The organism is Amorphus sp. MBR-141 (assembly GCF_053628695.1).
Map to the genome: position 1 here is coordinate 1 of NZ_JBRJGW010000025.1, position 17481 is coordinate 17481.

General features: G+C 70.1%; 17 protein-coding genes, 1 tRNA gene and 1 riboswitch. Of the genes, 12 read left to right on the forward strand and 6 right to left on the reverse strand.

Translation table 11 applies throughout. The features are described 5' to 3' along the window. Positions 1–466: 466 nt before the first annotated feature. The 6 genes from ACSSVZ_RS23825 to ACSSVZ_RS23850 all read left to right on the forward strand — a co-directional run bounded on the left by ACSSVZ_RS23825 (position 467) and on the right by ACSSVZ_RS23850 (position 6302). Positions 467–1237 (forward strand): TetR/AcrR family transcriptional regulator, encoded by a 771-nt coding sequence (locus ACSSVZ_RS23825; protein ID WP_453973313.1) that lies wholly within the window; start codon positions 467–469, stop codon positions 1235–1237. Positions 1238–1616: 379 nt separating this feature from the next. Further along, complete coding sequence (locus ACSSVZ_RS23830; protein WP_453973315.1) at positions 1617–2555, forward strand: ABC transporter permease; 939 nt, start codon at positions 1617–1619, stop codon at positions 2553–2555. Further along, positions 2555–3436, forward strand: coding sequence for an ABC transporter permease (locus ACSSVZ_RS23835; RefSeq protein WP_453973318.1), 882 nt, complete (start codon positions 2555–2557; stop codon positions 3434–3436). Before ACSSVZ_RS23830 ends, ACSSVZ_RS23835 begins: the two co-directional genes overlap by 1 nt. Further along, positions 3433–4974: an ABC transporter substrate-binding protein gene (locus ACSSVZ_RS23840; protein ID WP_453973320.1), complete on the forward strand. Its 1542-nt coding sequence runs from the start codon at positions 3433–3435 to the stop codon at positions 4972–4974. The genes ACSSVZ_RS23835 and ACSSVZ_RS23840 overlap by 4 nt, the downstream gene beginning before the upstream one ends. 99 nt (positions 4975–5073) lie before the next feature. Next, the gene (locus ACSSVZ_RS23845) at positions 5074–5691 is read left to right on the forward strand and encodes a hypothetical protein (RefSeq protein ID WP_453973322.1); all 618 of its coding nucleotides are present in this window, start codon (positions 5074–5076) and stop codon (positions 5689–5691) included. After that, positions 5688–6302 carry a hypothetical protein gene (locus tag ACSSVZ_RS23850; RefSeq protein ID WP_453973324.1) on the forward strand — a complete coding sequence of 205 codons (615 nt, stop codon included), beginning with the start codon at positions 5688–5690 and terminating at the stop codon, positions 6300–6302. Before ACSSVZ_RS23845 ends, ACSSVZ_RS23850 begins: the two co-directional genes overlap by 4 nt. A 184-nt stretch (positions 6303–6486) precedes the next feature. On the opposite strand, the gene ACSSVZ_RS23855 is transcribed toward ACSSVZ_RS23850, so the two are convergent. Beyond that, positions 6487–6561: transfer RNA gene (locus ACSSVZ_RS23855), tRNA-Gly, on the reverse strand. A 142-nt stretch (positions 6562–6703) separates the two neighbouring features. Between ACSSVZ_RS23855 and ACSSVZ_RS23860 the strand changes: the two genes are divergently transcribed. Next, positions 6704–7540: an ion transporter gene (locus ACSSVZ_RS23860; RefSeq protein WP_453973326.1), complete on the forward strand. Its 837-nt coding sequence runs from the start codon at positions 6704–6706 to the stop codon at positions 7538–7540. Positions 7541–7677: 137 nt separating this feature from the next. Here ACSSVZ_RS23860 and ACSSVZ_RS23865 read toward each other — a convergent pair whose 3' ends face one another. Beyond that, positions 7678–8769, reverse strand: coding sequence for a 2'-deoxycytidine 5'-triphosphate deaminase (locus tag ACSSVZ_RS23865; protein ID WP_453973328.1), 1092 nt, complete (start codon positions 8767–8769; stop codon positions 7678–7680). A gap of 101 nt (positions 8770–8870) precedes the next feature. Further along, positions 8871–8950: riboswitch (SAM riboswitch) on the forward strand. Between the two features lie 161 nt (positions 8951–9111). Between ACSSVZ_RS23865 and ACSSVZ_RS23870 the strand changes: the two genes are divergently transcribed. Next, entirely contained in the window at positions 9112–10332 is a 1221-nt protein-coding gene (locus ACSSVZ_RS23870; protein WP_453973330.1) for an O-succinylhomoserine sulfhydrylase, read from the forward strand. Here the strand turns inward: ACSSVZ_RS23870 and ACSSVZ_RS23875 are convergent. Next, the gene (locus ACSSVZ_RS23875) at positions 10329–10946 is read right to left on the reverse strand and encodes a CDP-alcohol phosphatidyltransferase family protein (RefSeq protein WP_453973332.1); all 618 of its coding nucleotides are present in this window, start codon (positions 10944–10946) and stop codon (positions 10329–10331) included. The genes ACSSVZ_RS23870 and ACSSVZ_RS23875 overlap by 4 nt on opposite strands. 209 nt (positions 10947–11155) lie before the next feature. Here ACSSVZ_RS23875 and apaG point away from each other — a divergent pair, with 209 nt between their 5' ends. After that, positions 11156–11548, forward strand: coding sequence for a Co2+/Mg2+ efflux protein ApaG (apaG, locus tag ACSSVZ_RS23880; protein ID WP_453973333.1), 393 nt, complete (start codon positions 11156–11158; stop codon positions 11546–11548). A gap of 231 nt (positions 11549–11779) precedes the next feature. On the opposite strand, the gene ACSSVZ_RS23885 is transcribed toward apaG, so the two are convergent. Next, complete coding sequence (locus tag ACSSVZ_RS23885; protein WP_453973334.1) at positions 11780–12193, reverse strand: tellurite resistance TerB family protein; 414 nt, start codon at positions 12191–12193, stop codon at positions 11780–11782. A gap of 278 nt (positions 12194–12471) precedes the next feature. Between ACSSVZ_RS23885 and ACSSVZ_RS23890 the strand changes: the two genes are divergently transcribed. Beyond that, a complete protein-coding gene (locus ACSSVZ_RS23890) occupies positions 12472–14130 on the forward strand; it encodes a lysine--tRNA ligase (protein WP_453973335.1) in 1659 nt (552 codons plus the stop codon). Between the two features lie 20 nt (positions 14131–14150). On the opposite strand, the gene ACSSVZ_RS23895 is transcribed toward ACSSVZ_RS23890, so the two are convergent. Beyond that, positions 14151–15011 (reverse strand): thermonuclease family protein, encoded by an 861-nt coding sequence (locus ACSSVZ_RS23895; RefSeq protein ID WP_453973336.1) that lies wholly within the window; start codon positions 15009–15011, stop codon positions 14151–14153. Beyond that, positions 15011–15652 carry a S24 family peptidase gene (locus ACSSVZ_RS23900; RefSeq protein WP_453973337.1) on the reverse strand — a complete coding sequence of 214 codons (642 nt, stop codon included), beginning with the start codon at positions 15650–15652 and terminating at the stop codon, positions 15011–15013. The genes ACSSVZ_RS23895 and ACSSVZ_RS23900 overlap by 1 nt, the downstream gene beginning before the upstream one ends. 370 nt (positions 15653–16022) lie before the next feature. Between ACSSVZ_RS23900 and ACSSVZ_RS23905 the strand changes: the two genes are divergently transcribed. Next, a complete protein-coding gene (locus tag ACSSVZ_RS23905) occupies positions 16023–16370 on the forward strand; it encodes a DUF952 domain-containing protein (RefSeq protein ID WP_453973338.1) in 348 nt (115 codons plus the stop codon). Beyond that, the gene (locus ACSSVZ_RS23910; protein ID WP_453973339.1) at positions 16367–17470 is read left to right on the forward strand and encodes a quinone-dependent dihydroorotate dehydrogenase; all 1104 of its coding nucleotides are present in this window, start codon (positions 16367–16369) and stop codon (positions 17468–17470) included. The genes ACSSVZ_RS23905 and ACSSVZ_RS23910 overlap by 4 nt, the downstream gene beginning before the upstream one ends. The last annotated feature ends 11 nt before the right edge of the window (positions 17471–17481 follow it).

Consider the following 17481-nt stretch of genomic DNA (forward strand, 5'->3'; position numbering starts at 1 on the left):
TGAAGGAGATGCCGCTGCGCATACGTCAGACTCGCACGGCCGCGCCGTCAGAGGAATCCCCAAGCGGACTCCTTTGATCCGATCAATCCACTAGGGCGTCCCGGCCTGCCAGAGGGGTCCGGGTGCGGCCGCGCGGCGGCCGGGCTGGAAGCCCTTCGGGGGAACGAGATCGAAACGCATCGGCGGGTGGGCCCTGTGTCCGGTCGCAGGTGAAGTTTTGGACTGTACGCTGTAGATGTACGGCGTACAATAGGCCGCGAGGGCAGGGATTGCGGGAATTTCAGTCGGCCAAATCCCATTCGGTGGGCGCTCCGCCGCAAAATTGGGCGGGCCGCCGGCAACGTCCCGTCGGCGGCGAGCGGCGGCGGCCGGTGCTCCGGGTCGAGACCGGGTCGCGCAAGGAAATCGTCCCGCCCGGGCCTGCGGGCGGATATGCTGGCGGCCGCACAAGGAGATCTGATTGCCGATGTCGGTGCTACCGGTAAAGGGCCGCCGCCGCGCGCCGCGGCCGCGCAACGCGGAGGAGAGCGCGCTGTCGCGCGACCGCATCGTCGCCACGGCGCTCAAGCTGATCGACGCGCAGGGGCTGGAGGCGTTCAGCCTGCGCGCCGTCGCCAAGGAGCTCGGCGTCTACCCGACGGCGCTCTACTGGCACGTCCCGAGCCGCAACGAGCTCGTCGTCGAGATCATCACCGACGTGCTCGCCGACATCGTCCCCCCCGGGGATCTGCCGTGGGAGGCGTGGATCCGCGCCTTCCTCCACGGCTTCCGGGCCGCCATCCTGCGCCACCCCAACGTGGCGCCGCTGATCGGCGTGCAGCTCGTCTCCAACGCCAGCGTCGACCTGACGATGATCGAGCGGATCCTCGCCAAGCTGACCGAGGCGGGCTTCCAGGGCGAGCGGCTGGTCGCCGCCTACAACGCCGTGCTGGGGTCGGCCGTCGGCTACATCACCCAGGAATTCGCCATGGTGCTGTCGGACGACACCGAGCGCTGGATGCAGCGGATGACGCACCTGATCTCGACCATCGACGCGGAGCGCTACCCGGTGCTGGCGGCGCACCGCGAGACGATGATCAACCGCTCGTTCATCCTGCGCTGGGAGAACGGCGCCACCGTGCCGCTGGATGGCGGCTTCGACTTCCACACCGACCTGCTGATCGCCGGCCTGAAGGCGCTCGGCGAGACGGACCGGAACGCGGCCGCGAGCCCGGCCGGACGCCAGCCCCCGACTTGACGCCAGCCCCCGCATTCAAGACACGGGATCGGGCCGCATCTCCCTGAGCGGGATGCGCGCGGGCGGCAGCGGGCGCCTTCCCTCATCCCGGTCCAGGGCGCAGCCTGGCGGCCGCGTCAGTCGCGATCCGGCGCGCCGAGCGGGAAGTCGCCGCGACAGGCACGGCCCGGCTCGCCGGCGCGGGCGAACAACGGGCACGCCAGCAGGCGGCGGCAGGCCCGCAGGCGGGGTTGATCGGGTGGACCCGGTCGGCGCGGAACAGCGCCGGTACCGCTGAGCTCGCCGGCCATCACCGCGGCCGATTGATCCCGGGGCTAAATCATGACAAAAGCTGTCAGGTTTTTGCGCCGAGACTTCGGACCTGGGGGTGGACTCGATCGTGGCTGCGTCGATCCTGAGGCGGTTGGGCTTTGCCGCCGGATTGCTGCTGGCAGTCTCGGTGTTCGGCTTCGGCCTCCTGCGCCTGATGCCCGGCGACTTCGCCGAGGTGCTGCTGATGGCCCAGATGGACGGCGAGATCCCGAGCGCCGAGGCGCTTCGGACCTTCGAGGCGGCGCACGGCTTCGACGACCCCCTGCCGGTCCAGTACGGGCGCTGGCTCGGCGGCGTGCTGACGGGTGATCTCGGCACGTCGCTGATCACCGGCGAGCCGGTCGGCCGCGAGATCGTGCTGCGGCTCGCCAGTTCGCTGAAGCTCGCGCTGGCGGCGCTCGCCCTGTCGTTCCTGATCGCGATCCCGATCGCCGTCTTCGCGGCGCGCTTCCGCAACGGGGCGTTCGATCGCCTGAGCGCGGTGGTGGCCGTGCTCGGCATGTCGATCCCGAACTTCTGGTACGCCCTCCTGCTGGCGCTGCTGTTCTCGCTGACGCTCGGCTGGCTGCCCTCCTCCGGCTACGGAACGTGGCAGCACGCCGTCCTGCCGACGCTCGTGATCGGCACCTCGGTGTGCGGGGTGAGCGCGCGCTACGTCCGCAGCCTGCTGATCGACGAGACGGGCAGGCCCTACATGCGCACCGCCGCGATGAAGGGCCTGCGGCCGGTGTCGGCGCTGGTCCGCCACGCCGGGCCCAACGTGCTGCCGGCGATCCTGACGCTGGCCGGGCTGCAGTTCGCGCGAATCTTCGACGGCGTCATCATCGTCGAGACGCTGTTCGGCTGGCCCGGCATCGGGCGGCTGCTGGTCGAATCGCTCCTCAACCGCGACTTCCCGCTGATCCAGGCCTGCTTCCTGGCCATCGCGGTGGCCTACGTCCTGACCAACCTGATCGTCGACCTCGCCATCGCCGCGGTCGATCCGCGCGTCCGGGAGGTGGTGTGATGGCGACCGCGTTCCGCGACGGGATGCCGGTCTTCCGCCGCCGGCCGGTGCTGCCGCGGCCGGCGCCGCTGGCCATCGTGCTTGGCCTGATCGCCCTCGTCGTCCTCGCCGCGCCGCTGCTGGCGCCGCACGATCCGGCGCGCGCCGACCTGCTGAACCGGCTCATGGCGCCGAGCCTGGACCACCCGCTCGGCACCGACGCCATGGGGCGGTGCCTGCTGAGCCGGCTTCTCTACGGGGCGCGGCTGACGGTCTCGGCCGCCCTTCTGGTGGTGGCGGCCGCCTCGGCGATCGGCACGCTCGTCGGCCTCGCCGCCGGCTATTCGGGCGGCTGGCTCGACCGGCTGGTCATGCGCCTGGTCGAAGGCGTCTCCATCCTGCCGGCGCTGGCGGTCAGCCTCGTCATCGCCGGCACGCTGGGCCTGAACCTCACGTCGGTGCTGATCGCGCTGACGGCGGTGCACTGGACCGAGTACGCCCGGGTGGTGCGCAACATGACGATGGTCGAGCGGGCCAAGCCCTACGTCATGGCCGCCCGGGCGATGGGCGCACCGGGCCGGGTGATCATGTTCCGGCACCTGCTGCCGAACGTCGGCGGCCCGCTGCTGGTGCTCGGCGCCTATTCGATGTCGTGGGTGATCCTGGCGTTTGCCGGCCTGAGCTTTCTCGGCCTCGGCGTCGAGCCGGGCACCGCCGAATGGGGCCGGATGATCGCCGAGGCGCGCAGCCACATGCGGTCCTATCCGCGCCTCGTGCTCGTCCCGGGCCTGTCGATCATGGGCCTGGTGATCGTCGTCAACCTGCATGGAGACGCGCTCGCCGACCGCTGGCGCGTCGACCAGGTCCTCGCCCGAAGCTTCAAGAAAGGAAGACCCGGATGATTCCCCTGAGACGAACCCTGCTCGCCATGGCGGCCGCCGCGGCGCTGATCCCCGCGCCGGCGACGGCGCAGGACGACGCGGCCCGCGCGGATACGCTGATCGTCGGCACGATGTGGGAATCCCTGCCGCTCGCCATGGCGCCGCGGCGCAGCCGCTTCTTCACCGAGAGCGAGATCCTCGATACCCTGATCAAGCTCGACTACGACATGACGCTGGTGCCGGGGCTCGCCACCTCCTGGGAGCGCGTGTCGCCCACCGTGTGGCGCTTCGAGCTGCGCGAGGGCGTCGTCTTCCACGACGGCACGGAGCTCACCGCCGACGTCGTCAAGGCGTCGCTGCAGCAGGTGGTCGACCACCTGCCCTACGCCGCCGACCTGCTCAACATCGAGCGCATGGACGCGACCGGGCCGCTGACCCTCGAGATCGAGACGACCGAGCCGTTCGCGGCGCTGCCGAACCAGCTGACGGACGCCATCACCGTCGTCTACGCCCCGTCGTCGTTCGACGCGGCCGGCACGTTCGTGACGCCGATCGGCACCGGCCCCTGGCGGTTCGTGGACTACGTCAAGCAGGACCGCACCATCGTCGAGCGCTTCGACGGCTACTGGGGCGAGGCGCCGGCACTGCGGCGCATCGTCTACCGCTACATCCCCGACCACAATGCGCGCACGCTGGCGCTGGAGGCCGGCGAGATCGACTTCGCGACCAACCTGCCGCCGGCCGACGTGGCGCGGCTGCAGGCCGATGCCGACTTCACCGTCTACGCGGAGCCGACGGCGGGCCTCTATTACGGCGCCTTCAACACGGCGGGCGACACGCCGCTGGCCGACGTGAGGGTGCGCCGGGCGCTCAACCATCTGGTCGACCGCAATGTCCTGGTGACCGGCGCGCTCGACGGCGTCGGCGCGCCCGCCTGGCGCTTCTTCGCACCGCAGTTCGACTGGGTGCCGGACGGGGTCGCGCCCTACGAGATGGACGAGGAGAAGGCGGCGGGGCTGCTGGAAGCGGCCGGCTACACCCGGCAGGACGGCCGCTGGCAGAAGGACGGCACGCCGCTCAGCCTGCGCATCCTCTCCTATTCGAGCCGGACCGAGATGGCGCTGATCACCGAGGCGCTGGCGGCGCTCCTCGCCAACCAGGGCATCGGCAGCCAGGTGCAGCTCTTCACCTGGGAAGGCATGCTCGATCTCGTCCGCCAGGGCCAGTACGACGTCTCCGTCGTCTTCTGGACCCCGGAGATGACCGGGCACCCGGACCTGCACCTGAAGTCCCAGTTCCACTCCAAGGCGGAGATGAACTACCAGGGCTGGGCGAACCCGCGCTTCGACGCGCTCGTCGACGCCGGCCGCGCCCTCGACCGCGGCGCGGACTACGACGCCACCTACCGCGAGGCGCTGACGATCCTGCAGGAGGACGCGCCGATCATGCCGCTGGTGCACAAGGTGTTCGTCGTCGCCTCCAGCGAGGCGGTGCAGGGCTACCGCGTCCATCCGTCGGGCTTCTTCTTCGACTTCAAGAGCGTGTCGAAGGGCGAATGACCCTCTGAGCGGGACGGGAAAGGCCGATGCCTCCCCGTCCCGGTATCCGGCGGGCCGCCCCCGCCCGCTTGTCCGACCGACTGGAAGGAGCCTCCTTTGATGGGCCGCTGCCTGTTCCTGAAACCGATCAAGGGCGCCGGCGGCGACCTGCCGAGCGTGATGGGCTTCGTCGAGGATGCCGATGAGATCGACCACTACGCGCTGCACGCGGCCGATCTGGCGCGCTACGCGGCGTTGCTCCTGCCGGCCCATCTCGACCAGCGCTATCTCGGCGAGATCGCGCCGGTGATCGAGGCCTATCTCGACCGGGGCGGGACGCTGGTCTTCAACGGCCACGTCGCCTGGCCGATGCTGCCCGAATTCCAGGCCTTCGTGCCGCTGCCGCAGGGCGGCCTCGACCAGCTGCAGGTCCATCTGGTCGCCCCGCATCCCGTCTTCGCGGGCGTCGAGATGGCGGACCTCACCTACCGGCGCGGCGTCGCGGGCTTCTATGCGCGCGGCCACAACCCGCCGCCCGAGGGCGCGGTGCCGGTGCTCGGGCTCGGCCCCGAGCGGCGGCCGTGCGACTGGGTCTACGAGCGGCCGCGCGGCGGGCGCATCTTCATGCACGCGGGCAACGATCTGTGGATGTATGCGGGCGCCGACACGACGGCGGCGCGCATCGTGCCGCAGCTCTGCGCCTGGGCGGTCGGCCACGACAAGGAGGTGCCCGCATGAACCGGATCGCGGCGCTCGACAGCGGCACCTACTACCATCATCGGACGCTCTACGAGGCGCGCTACCGCGACGCCTTCGACGCGATCCTCTATGCCCGCCGGCTCGGCGAGGCCGATCTCTCCGGCATCGACGTGCTGATCGTCTCCTGCCGGACGGACCCGTCGCTGCTGGTGCCGCACCGCGGGAAGCTCCGGCGCTTCCTTGACGCCGGCGGCACGCTCGTCGCCATGGGCTCGACCGGGCCGCACCAGTGGCTCGACGGCGTGGTCTGGACCGACACGCCGACGAACTTCTGGTGGTGGAAGGAGGGCGGCAGCCTCGGCCTGCGGTGCGTCGCGCCCGACCATCCGCTGTTCGGCCACATCACCCTCGACGACGCGACCTGGCACCACCACGGCCACTTCGCGCCGCCGGCCGGCGCCCGGTCGCTGATCGACGTCCAGGACGGTTCGATCCTCTACGAGGACCGGGTGACGACCAACGGCACGCTGATCGTCACCGCGCTCGACCCGATGTACCACCACGGCAGCCATTTCATGCCGGCGACGACGCGGTTCCTCGACGGCTTCCTCCCCTTCCTGAGAGGCATCGGCAGCAGCCCGCGCGGCTAGGCATTCGATCAGGTGGACTCACCGGATCGATTTGGAAACGGTTTCAGACTCAAGGTCTTGAGCCATGCCTTTTCGTTCGGATGGCTTTGATGAGACCGGGAAACGTGCGAGGGCGCCGGACGTCCGCCGACCTCGGAACGGGCGGCCTGCGCGGACGTTAAGCCCATGCTGAGCTTCAGGAAATTGGAGCGGGCGATCGGGATCGAACCGACGACATTCAGCTTGGGAAGCTGACGTTCTACCACTGAACTACGCCCGCGCCTGCTGCGAAATGACCGCTCTGGAATGCTCCTGTCAAGCGCATTAGATGAAGCGCGCCGGGCCGGGCGTTCCGCCGTCGCGCGGCCGTGCCCGCCCGGCATGCCTCCCTCCGATCCACCGTTCCCCGAATGAGCCAGACGATGCGTGACCGCGTGCAGACCCTTCTGGAAAGCTCCCGCTGGGAGTGGTTCATCGCCGGACTGATCGTCTTCAACGCCGTCGTCCTCGGCCTGATGACCAGCAGCCGGGCGATGGCGGAGGCCGGTCCGCTGCTGGTCTTCCTCGACGGCGCGGTGATCGCGCTGTTCGTGGTCGAGATCGCGCTCCGCCTCTACGTCCACCGGCTGGGCTTCTTCCGCGATCCGTGGAGCCTGTTCGATTTCGTCGTCGTCGCCATCGCCGTGGTGCCCAACCAGCACGGCCTGTCGGTGCTCCGCTCGCTCCGCATCCTGCGGGTGCTGCGGCTGATCAGCGTGGTGCCGTCGCTGCGCCGCGTCGTCGGCGGGCTGATCGCGGCGCTGCCGGGCATGGGCTCGATCGTGCTGCTGATGGCGATCATCTTCTACGTGTTCGCGGTGATGGCCACCAACCTCTACGGCGCCGCCTTCCCGGAATGGTTCGGCACCCTGGGGGCGGCCGCCTACACCCTGTTCCAGATCATGACGCTGGAATCCTGGTCGATGGGCATCGTCCGGCCGGTGATGGCGGAGTTCCCCAACGCCTGGACCTTCTTCGTGCCGTTCATCATGGCGACGGCCTTCACCGTGCTGAACCTGTTCATCGGCATCATCGTCTCGGCCATGCAGCAGGAGCACGAGGCGGCGCTGGATGCCGAGCGCCAGGTGCTGCACGACGAGCAGGCGCAGATCTCGCAAGAGATGCGGGCGCTCCGGGGCGAGATCGCCGCACTGCGTGGCGAGATCTCCGGCAGCCGAATGCAGGCCGACCCAGGCATGCGGTCGGGGCTTGCGGAGTAGGGACGGCTGTCGTCCCGGCGTTCACCGTGCGCGCCGATCTGGGGGGCGGTTTCCCGCCCGGAGCCGGGCGGCCTCAAGGAACGGATGCTGCGGTCCTGTCGCCTCGGCCGGATGACCCCGCCTGGCCGAAAAGGGGGTCAGTCGCTGCGGAAGTGCTTGGACAGCTTCAGCCGCTGGGCCTGGTAGTTGGACCCGACGCCCGCCCCGTAGAGCGTGTCGGGCAGCGCCCCCATCCGCTCGTAGACGAGCCGGCCCACCACCTGGCCGTGGTCGAGGATGAACGGCACCTCGTGGCTCCTGACCTCCAGCACGGCGCGGGCGCCGGCGCCCGACGTGCCGTGGCCGAAGCCCGGATCGAAGAAGCCGGCATAGTGCACCCGGAACTCGCCCACCAGCGGGTCGAACGGCACCATTTCGGCGGCGCACTGGGGCGGCACCTGCACCGCCTCGCGCGACACCAGGATGTAGAACTCGTTGGGGTCGAGGATCAGCCCGCGGCCGGGCCGCACCGTCACCGGGTCCCAGAAGTCGGCGACGTCGTAGCCGTCCTTGCGGTCGACGTCGATGACGCCGGTGTGGCGCTTGCCGCGGTAGCCGACGAGGCCGCTGGCGTCGGTGCTCTGCAGGTCGATGGAGAGCTGCAGCCCGTCCTCGATGCCGGCGTTTCCGGGCACCACCAGCGGCTCGCGCTCGTGCAGGGCGCGCAGCTCGGGGTCGGTGAGCGTGGCGTTGCCGCGCCGGAAGCGGATCTGCGACAGCCGCGAGCCGGCGCGCACCAGCACGGGGAAGGTGCGCGGCGAGATCTCGGCGTAGAGCGGCCCGGCGTAGCCGGCCGGCACCCGGTCGAAGGCGCCGGCGCGGTCGGCGGTCACCCGGGTGAACACGTCGAGGCGGCCGGTGGAGCTCTTCGGGTTGGTGGAGGCGGCGACGTCGGCCGGCAGCGCCAGGCGCTCCTGCAGCGGCACCACGTAGACGCAGCCGGTCTCCAGCACGGCGCCCCGGGTGAGGTCGATGGTGTGCATCGTCACCTCGGCCAGCTTGTCGGCGACCGGCCCGTCGGGGCCGGGCAGGAAGCTCGCGCGGATCCTGTGGGCGACCGTGCCGAGCCGCAGGTCGAGGCTCGCCGGCTGGATCTGGTCGGCGTCGAACGGCGCGTCGCAGGAAATCGCCCCCGCGTGCCCAAGCGCCTCGATCGCCTGCCGCGGAAGGATGCCGGCGGTTTCCTGCATGTGTCGTTCGTCCCGCACCTGGAAGCTTCGTCGCGCTCGCGTCAGCCCAAGACCTAAACCGATCGGTGCATTGACGCCAAGGAAAGCGGGGCGTAAAGAGCTTTTTGTCCCGTGGTCATTTGAGCCGGCCGGCTTGCAGCCACGTTAAAGAAATCGCTAAAAAGGCCGGGCGAGGTACGCCCCGGTCGTTCGTTTCGGCCGGGTTTTTTTGTGCCGTGCCGCTCGCACGCAGGCACGCGCCCGGACCGACCGCGCTGCGGGTCGTCGGGGCGAAGGCCCGTCCCGCACCGCGCCGTCCGCCCCGTCGCGGGTGCTGCCGGTGGATCTGGAAAGGATGTGTCCATGTCGTCGTCGTCGCTGCCTTCGGATGCCGGACCCTCGACCCGCCTCGTTCACGGCGGCACCGAGCGGTCCCAGTTCGGTGAAACCTCCGAGGCGCTCTTTCTGACCCAGGGGTTCGTCTACGAGAGCGCGGAAGCCGCCGAAGCCCGCTTCGCCGGCGAGGCCGAGGGCTACGTCTATTCCCGCTACGGCAATCCGACGGTGACGATGTTCCAGGACCGCATGGCGCTGCTGGAAGGCGCCGAGGCGGCCCGCGCCACCGCCAGCGGCATGGCCGCGGTGACGGCGGCGATGGTGGCCTGCGTCAAGGCCGGCGACCACGTCGTCGCCTCGCGGGCGCTGTTCGGCGGCTGTCGCTACGTGGTCGAGGAGTTCCTGCCCCGCTTCGGCGTCGAGGCGACCCTGGTCGACGGCGGCGATCTCGACGCCTGGCAGGCGGCGACGCGCCCGAACACCACCGCCATGTTCACCGAGACCCCGGCCAACCCGACGCTGGCGCTGGTCGACATCGCCGGCGTCGCCGAGATCGCCCATTCGGTCGGCGCCCGGCTGGTGGTCGACAACGTGTTCGCCACCGCGCTGCACCAGTCGCCGCTGAAGCTCGGCGCCGACGTGGTCGTCTATTCCGCCACCAAGCACGTCGACGGGCAGGGCCGCTGCCTGGGCGGCGCGATCCTCGCCGACGAGGAGTGGGTGACCGAGAAGCTCGACACCATCCTGCGCCAGACCGGCCCGGCGATGTCGCCCTTCAACGCCTGGGTGATGCTGAAGTCGCTGGAGACCTACCCGCTCCGGGTGCGCCAGCAGACCGCCAACGCGGCCGCCGTCGCCGACGCGATCGCCGGCCATCCGGCCGTCCGCCAGGTGATCTATCCGGGCCGCGACGACCATCCCCAGGCGGAGATCGCCCGCAAGCAGATGACCGGCGGCGGCACGCTGATCGCCATCGACATGCAGGGCGGCCGCGACGCGGCGTTCGCCTTCTCCAACGCGCTCAGGGTCGTCAAGATCTCCAACAACCTCGGCGACGCCAAGAGCCTGATCACCCATCCGGCCAGCACCACCCACCAGCGGCTCACCGACGAGCAGCGGGCCGAGCTGGAGATCGGGCCGGGCCTGCTGCGGCTCTCCATCGGGCTGGAGGACGTCGAGGACCTGATCGCCGACATGACCCAGGCGCTCGACCGGTCGGGCACGAAGGCGGCCGCCAGCGTCGGCTAGCTGCCGTCGTCGGACAGGGTGCGCGCGGCGAGCACCAGCCGCGCCGTCGCCGACACCAGGCACACGCCGGCGAAGATCCAGGCGATCGCCGGGAACCAGCCCGGCGCCAGGCACATCAGCACGAAGGCGGCGATCGTCTCGCCGCCTTCCGCCAGCCCGCCCAGATAGAACAGCGACTTCGATCCCTGCGCGCGGGTTTCCAGGCCGCGCCGCTCCGCGAAGATGGCAAACGCCAGAAAGCACGCGCCGTTCACGTAGAACGACAGCAGCAGGGCGGCGGCGGCGAGCGCGTTGTGCGCCGGGTCGGCGACGGCGAAGGCGAACGGGACCGCGCCGTAGATCGCGAAGTCCAGCACGATGTCGAGAAAGCCGCCGCGATCGGTCCTGCCGGTGGCGCGGGCGACCGCACCGTCGAGCCCGTCGGCGATGCGGTTGAGCGCCAGGAAGCCGAGGCCCACGAGAGAAAGGCCGCTTGCGATGGCGACGGCCGCGGCGAGGCCGAGGGCGAAGCCGGCGACGGTGATCGCGTCGGCGGACAGGCCCCAGGCGGCGATGCGGCGGCCGGCGGCGTCGAGCGGCGGGTCGATCAGCGGTCGCAGTCGGGCGTCGAACATCGGTGCTCCCTCGTGGCGGGCGCGGCGGCGTCTGCCGCATGCGCCGGGCGGGCGGCCGAGATTGACGGGCCGCTGCCGGGGCAGTAGAGCGCCACGCAAGCTTGATGGTGTTCACTTTCCTTCGCTGCCGGTTCGGCACAGGATGAGCGCATCGGACCTTGTCGCTCCCGGTTGCGGTCCGCCGGAATGAGAATCAGTTGGGTCGGACGATGTACGAAGCCATCACACGCAATCTGCGGGTCACGGTGAATCCTCACTATCTGGAGGATGAATCGGAGCCGGAGGAGAAGCGGTTCCTCTGGGCCTACACGGTCGAGATCGCCAACGTGGGCTCCGAGACCGTACAGCTTCTGAACCGCTACTGGCAGATCACCGATGCGCGCGGCCACGTGCAGGAGGTGCGCGGCCCGGGCGTGGTCGGCGAACAGCCGGTGCTCGCGCCGGGCGATGCCTTCACCTACACGTCGGGCTGCCCGCTGCCGACGCCGTCCGGCATCATGGTCGGGGCCTACGAGATGGAAACCTCCGGCGGCGAGCGCTTCGAGGTCGACATCCCGGCCTTCTCGCTCGATATGCCCGACGCCCAGCCGACGCTGAATTAGGTATTTGATCACCTCACGCCGAGTTCGCGTTGCGCACCGGCTGCGCGGGCGCGGCCTCCGGCCGGCATGCAGTCGCATGCGGATTGGTGATTTACTGATAGTCGGTACGGCCGACCGCGCACCCATCCCGGATCGCGTCTGGATTGCTCCCACCAGCGCGCGACCGCGCGCCGGCCGGAGGCCGCCCACCCGGAGCCGGTGCGCGCAGCGAACCCGGCGTGAGGGGAATACTTAGAGCGTGCGGAAGCGGGCCCGGGCGCCGCGCTCGATCGCCGCGGTGGTGAGCTTGTCGAGGCCGAGCCGGTCGCGCAGCATCGCCAGCAGCCGAAGCTCCTCCGGCTCGACGTGCAGGTCTGCGGCGGCCACCTCGACGCCGAGGGCGTAGGCGGTCTCGTAGAGCCGCTCCGGCAGGCAGGTGCGGACGAGTTCGAGCACCGTCTCCAGGCCGTCCTCGGCCTGCAGGATGTCGGCGCAGGTCTCGGCGGAGGAGACGAGCTTCTCTTCGCGGTAGTCCCGGAACACCGGTGTCGTGCGGACGACCTCGCCGATCTGGTGAAGCTCGGCGTCCGTCATCGTGCTGTCGGCCGCCGACATGGTGACCATGACGTAGATGAGGGCGTCGTGATGCGAAATCGTCTGATTCATCAGGTGTGCTCGCGAAAGTGTTGCGGTGCGCGGGAATTCGGTGGTCGGGACCCTAGAGCGTTTTGCCGGCGAGTGGAATCATTTGCTCGATCGGAAATGGCCGTGCAGCCGCCTGGCGGTCCGCAGTCCGGCACGGCAGCGCGCCGCCTGCCGTACAGGCTGCTTTTGTCGGGGCGGGATATGCTCTAGACCATCCGCCGGAACCGGGCATTCAGGGCCGCATGGCCGATGCCGGTGATCCGATCCATTCCGACGCAGTTGACTGGGAAACCGCCATCATGACCGTCCGCCCCGCCTCCGCCGATCTGTCCGAAGAGATCGTTGCTGCGGCGAAGACGGGCAAAGCGTGGACCTTCGAGGAGGCGCGGCGCATCGTCGAGCGGCTGGAGCGGTCCGGCAAGAGCGAGGTCCTGTTCGAGACCGGCTACGGGCCGTCGGGCCTGCCGCACATCGGCACCTTCGGCGAGGTGCTGCGCACGACGATGGTGCGCCATGCCTTCCGCGTCATCACCGAGGACCGGATCCCGACCCGGCTCTTGTGCTTCTCCGACGACATGGACGGCATGCGCAAGGTGCCGGAGAACGTGCCGAACCAGGCGCTGCTGCACGAGAACCTCGGCCGGCCGCTGACCCGGGTCCCGGACCCGTTCGGCACCCACGCCTCGTTCGGCGCCCACAACAACGCCCGCCTGCGCGCCTTCCTCGACGCCTTCGGCTTCGACTACGAGTTCGCCAGCGCCACCGACTACTACACGTCCGGACGCTTCGACGAGATCCTGCTCAGGGTCGCCGAGCGCTACCAGGCGATCATGGAGGTGATGCTGCCGACGCTGCGCGAGGAGCGCCAGGCGACCTACAGCCCGTTCCTGCCGATCTCGCCGACCACCGGCCGCGTCCTCTACGTGCCGATGAAGGCGGTCGACGCCGCCGCCGGCACCGTGACGTTCGCCGACGAGGACGGCACCGAGGTCACCCTGCCGGTCACCGGCGGCAACGTGAAGCTGCAGTGGAAGCCCGATTTCGGGGCGCGCTGGGCGGCTCTCGACGTCGACTTCGAGATGTTCGGCAAGGACCACCTCTCCAACCAGCCGGTCTACGACCGCATCTGCTCGGTGCTCGGCGGCAAGCCGCCGGAGCACTTCGTCTACGAGCTGTTCCTCGACGACAACGGCGAGAAGATCTCCAAGTCGAAGGGCAACGGGCTGACCATCGACGAGTGGCTGACCTACGCCTCGCCCGACAGCCTGGCGCTGTTCATGTTCCAGAAGCCGAAGACCGCCAAGCGGCTCTATTTCGACGTCATCCCGCGCGCCGTCGACGAGTACTTCGCCCACCTGTCGGCGTTCCGGCGCCAGGACCCGGTGGCGCAGGTGAACAATCCGGTCTGGCACATCCACAACGGCAACCCGCCGGAGATCACCCTGCCGGTGTCGTTCGCGCTGCTCCTGAACCTGGTGTCGGCGTCGAACGCGGAGACGGCGGACGTGCTGTGGGGCTACATCTTGCGCCACGTGCCGGACGTCACGCCGGAGAGCGCGCCGGAGCTCGATGCCCTCGTCGGCTACGCGATCCGCTACTTCGAGGATTTCGTCCGCCCGAAGAAGGTCTACCGGGCGCCGGACGAGACCGAGCGGGCGGCGCTTGCGGCGCTGGACGCCAAGCTCGCCACGCTGCCGAAGGACGCCGATTCCGCCGCCATCCAGGACGCCATCCTCGACGTGGCGCGTCCGATCGAGCGCTACCAGGACGCCAAGCGGAAGAGCCCCGACGGCGGACCGGGCGTGTCGGGCACCTGGTTCCAGGCGCTCTATCAGGTGCTCCTGGGCCAGGAGCAGGGGCCGCGCTTCGGCTCCTTCGTGGCGCTCTACGGGATCGACGAGACCCGTGCCCTCATCGCCAGGGCGCTGGCCGGGGAACTCGTCGCGCCCGCGGGCTGAACCCGGCGCGATTGCCCCGCCTACTGCGCGGTCGGGGGCACCGGCCGCCACAGGCCGCGCTTCTGTTCCTGGGCGATCCACGACAGCACCTTGAGCCGGTCCGGGGCGCCCTCGGCCGGCCGCGCCCAGCCCTGCGACACCAGCCAGCTGGCGATGTCGGTGCCGCCGACCGAACAGGTCGCGGGGAAGGGGCCGCCCTCCGGCGGCTCGGCGTTGCCGTCGGCGGAGGCCTCCAGGCGGCGGGCCGCATCCTCATCGAGCGCCAGGCATTCGATCGCCCGCGACCGCACCAGCTGGCGCAACGCCGTGCGGGCGCGCAGCTCGCAGCTCCACTGCACCGGCGAGCCGTCCTCGCACGCCTTGAACGACGCCGGCCCCTGGACCTCGCCGATCTTCAGCACGGTCCCGGAGGAATCGATGGTGGTGGCGTCCTCGACCACGACCAGATGATAGCGCACCGGCTTCGGCGGCAGCGGCGGCGGCGGCTGCACCGAGCTTGGCAGCCGCTGCAGCGGCGCGGCAAGGTCGGGGCTGCGGGTGATCCGGTCGGACGAGACGTCGCGCACCAGCCGGTCGGGCTCGATGCCGAAGCCCTCGCCGGGCGTGGTCTCGCCGGCCGGCGGGGCCTCGAAGCCGAGGCTGCCCTGGCGCTTGGGTTCGACGCCGCCCCAGTCGGAGGGTGTCTGCGGCTCGTCTTCCGGCGCGCCGAGCGGCAGCGACTTCATCTTCTGGACGATGGGGCCGAGCACCGTTTCGTCGAGCAGCAGCAGCGGCAGCACGCTCACCGCCGCAGCCGTCACCACCACCAGCGCATAGATCGACCGGGTGATCGTATCGGACCGCCGCCGGCCGCGTCCGGAATAGCCGGGAGTGTACGCCATCACTGACTCGCCCACAGGATCCGCGCCATCCATTCGATCTCGGCCAGCGGCACCGTGCGGTCGGGATGGTCGGGATTGAGCGAGGTCAGCTCGATCTGCCGGGGCGTGCGCCGGTGCAGGATCTTCGCCATCACTTCGCCGTCCGTCGTCTTCACCACCACACGGTCGCCGCGCCGAACCGAGGAGGCGCGCGAGACGATCAATACGTCACCGTGGCGGTAGAGCGGAAGCATGGAATCGCCCGAAATCTCCAAAGCGTAAACGGGCTCGTCCCGGCGCTCGGGAAAGGAGATCTCGTCCCAGCCGGTGCCGACCGGAAACCCGCCGTCGTCGAAGAAGCCGCCGGCCCCCGCCTGGGCGAAGCCGAGCAGCGGCACGGCGCGGGGAACCGGCAGGGCGTCGTCGCCGGGCGCCCCCGGCGTGCGGCCGAAAAAGTCGGCCAGCCCGGCGCCGGTCGCCTCCAGCACCTTGGCGATGGATTCCGTCGACGGCCAGCGCGGCCGGCCGTCACCGGCCAGCCGCTTCGACTTGTTGAAGGTCGTGGGATCGAGGCCGGCCCGGCGCGCGAGTCCGGAGGGGCTCAGGCCCTGCCGCTCGGCAAGGCGATCGATGGCCGCCCATACCTGCTCGTGCGTGAGCATGCTCGTCACCTCTCCGTCGACGGGGCGGAAGCCGGCCCGGGTTGTCCCCGGGGAAAGTGAAAGGAATACATACCTAGGCCGCACCCTAATCCCCGGGGCGGGTCCTGTCCAGAAATCCCTGGGGGAGAACGCGTGCGGCGCGGCTGCGTTGACTTGTCCGGGGGCCAGCGGAGCGGCTAGAGGCTTTTCACTTCAGACCGGTTCGATCTGGGCGGGAAATGCTCCAGAGCCTTTTCCCATCAGCTGGTCACAGCTGATCGACAAGAAATGGCTCCGGATTCAATACCTTGAGCAATTCCTTTTCGTTCAGATCGCTTCGATCTGAACGGGAAATGCTCTAGGCTCCGGGAAAAATCGGGAGAACGGGCAGATGCGCGCGCAAACCGTCTACAAGATCGTCGACAGGGAGTCCTGGGACGCCGCCAAGGCCGAGGGTGTCTATCGCGGCGCCCCCGTCGACCTCGCCGACGGCTTCATCCATCTCTCCGCGCGCAGCCAGGTGATGGACACGGCGCGCAAGCATTTCCGCGGGATGCGGGGGCTGCTGCTGGTGGCGATCCGCTCGGAGCGGCTCGGCGACGACCTCAAGTGGGAAAAGTCGCGCGGCAACGAGCTGTTCCCGCACCTCTACGCCGACCTGCCGACCGATGCGGCGGCCTGGGTCAAGCCGCTGCCGCTGTCGCCGGCGGGCCATATCTTTCCGGAGCTCGACGCGTGATCCCAGGACTGTCGACGGCCGCCCCCGCGCTGCTGCGCCGGCTGGATGCGGAGCGCGCCCATCGGCTGACCATCACCGCGCTCGCCACCGGCCTCGCGCCGACCGAGACCTTCCCCAAGGATGCGGCGCTGCAGGTCGACGCCTTCGGCCTGTCGTTTCCCAACCCGCTGGGCATGGCGGCCGGCTTCGACAAGGACGCCGAGGTGCCGGGGCCGCTGCTCAAGCTCGGCTTCGGCTTCGTCGAGATCGGCACGGTGACGCCGCTCGCCCAGCCCGGCAATCCGAAGCCGCGGGTGTTCCGGCTGCGCGCCGACCGGGCGCTCATCAACCGGCTCGGCTTCAACAACGGCGGCCATGCGGCCGCCCACGAGCGCCTCGCGGCGCGCCGCTTCGAGGGCATCGTCGGGGTCAACCTCGGCGCCAACAAGGTCACCCACGACCGCATCGACGACTACGTCCGCGGCATCCGCACGTTCGCCGACGTGGCCGACTATTTCACCATCAACATTTCCTCGCCGAACACGCCGGGCCTGCGCGACCTGCAGGGCGCGGAGGCGCTCGACGAGCTCCTGACGCGGGTGCTGGCCGCCCGGGGCGAGATGGCGGCGATCGGCCGCCGGGTGCCGCTGCTGGTGAAGGTGGCGCCGGATCTCGACGACGCCGGCATCGATGCCATCGCCGCCGCCGCGCTGACCCACGCGGTGGATGGCCTGATCGTCTCCAACACGACGATTGCCCGGCCGCGGCTGACCGACGCGCGCACGGCGCGCGAGACCGGCGGGCTGTCCGGCCGGCCGCTGTTTCAGCCGTCGACGGTGGTGCTGGCCAAGGTCGCCGAGCGGATCGACGGCCGGATGCCGATCATCGGCGTCGGCGGCGTCTGCTCGGGCGAGACGGCGTTCGCCAAGATCGCCGCCGGCGCCAGCCTGGTGCAGCTCTACACCGGCCTCGTCTACGAGGGCGGCGGGCTGGTGGGCACGATCCTGCGCCATCTCGGCGAGGAGGTCCGCCGCCGGGGCATGACGTCGATCGCCGATGCCGTCGGCTGCGACCGCGCCGCCTGGGCGAAGGGCGAGGCGACGGTCGGGGCGGGCCAATAGGCCCGCAAGGC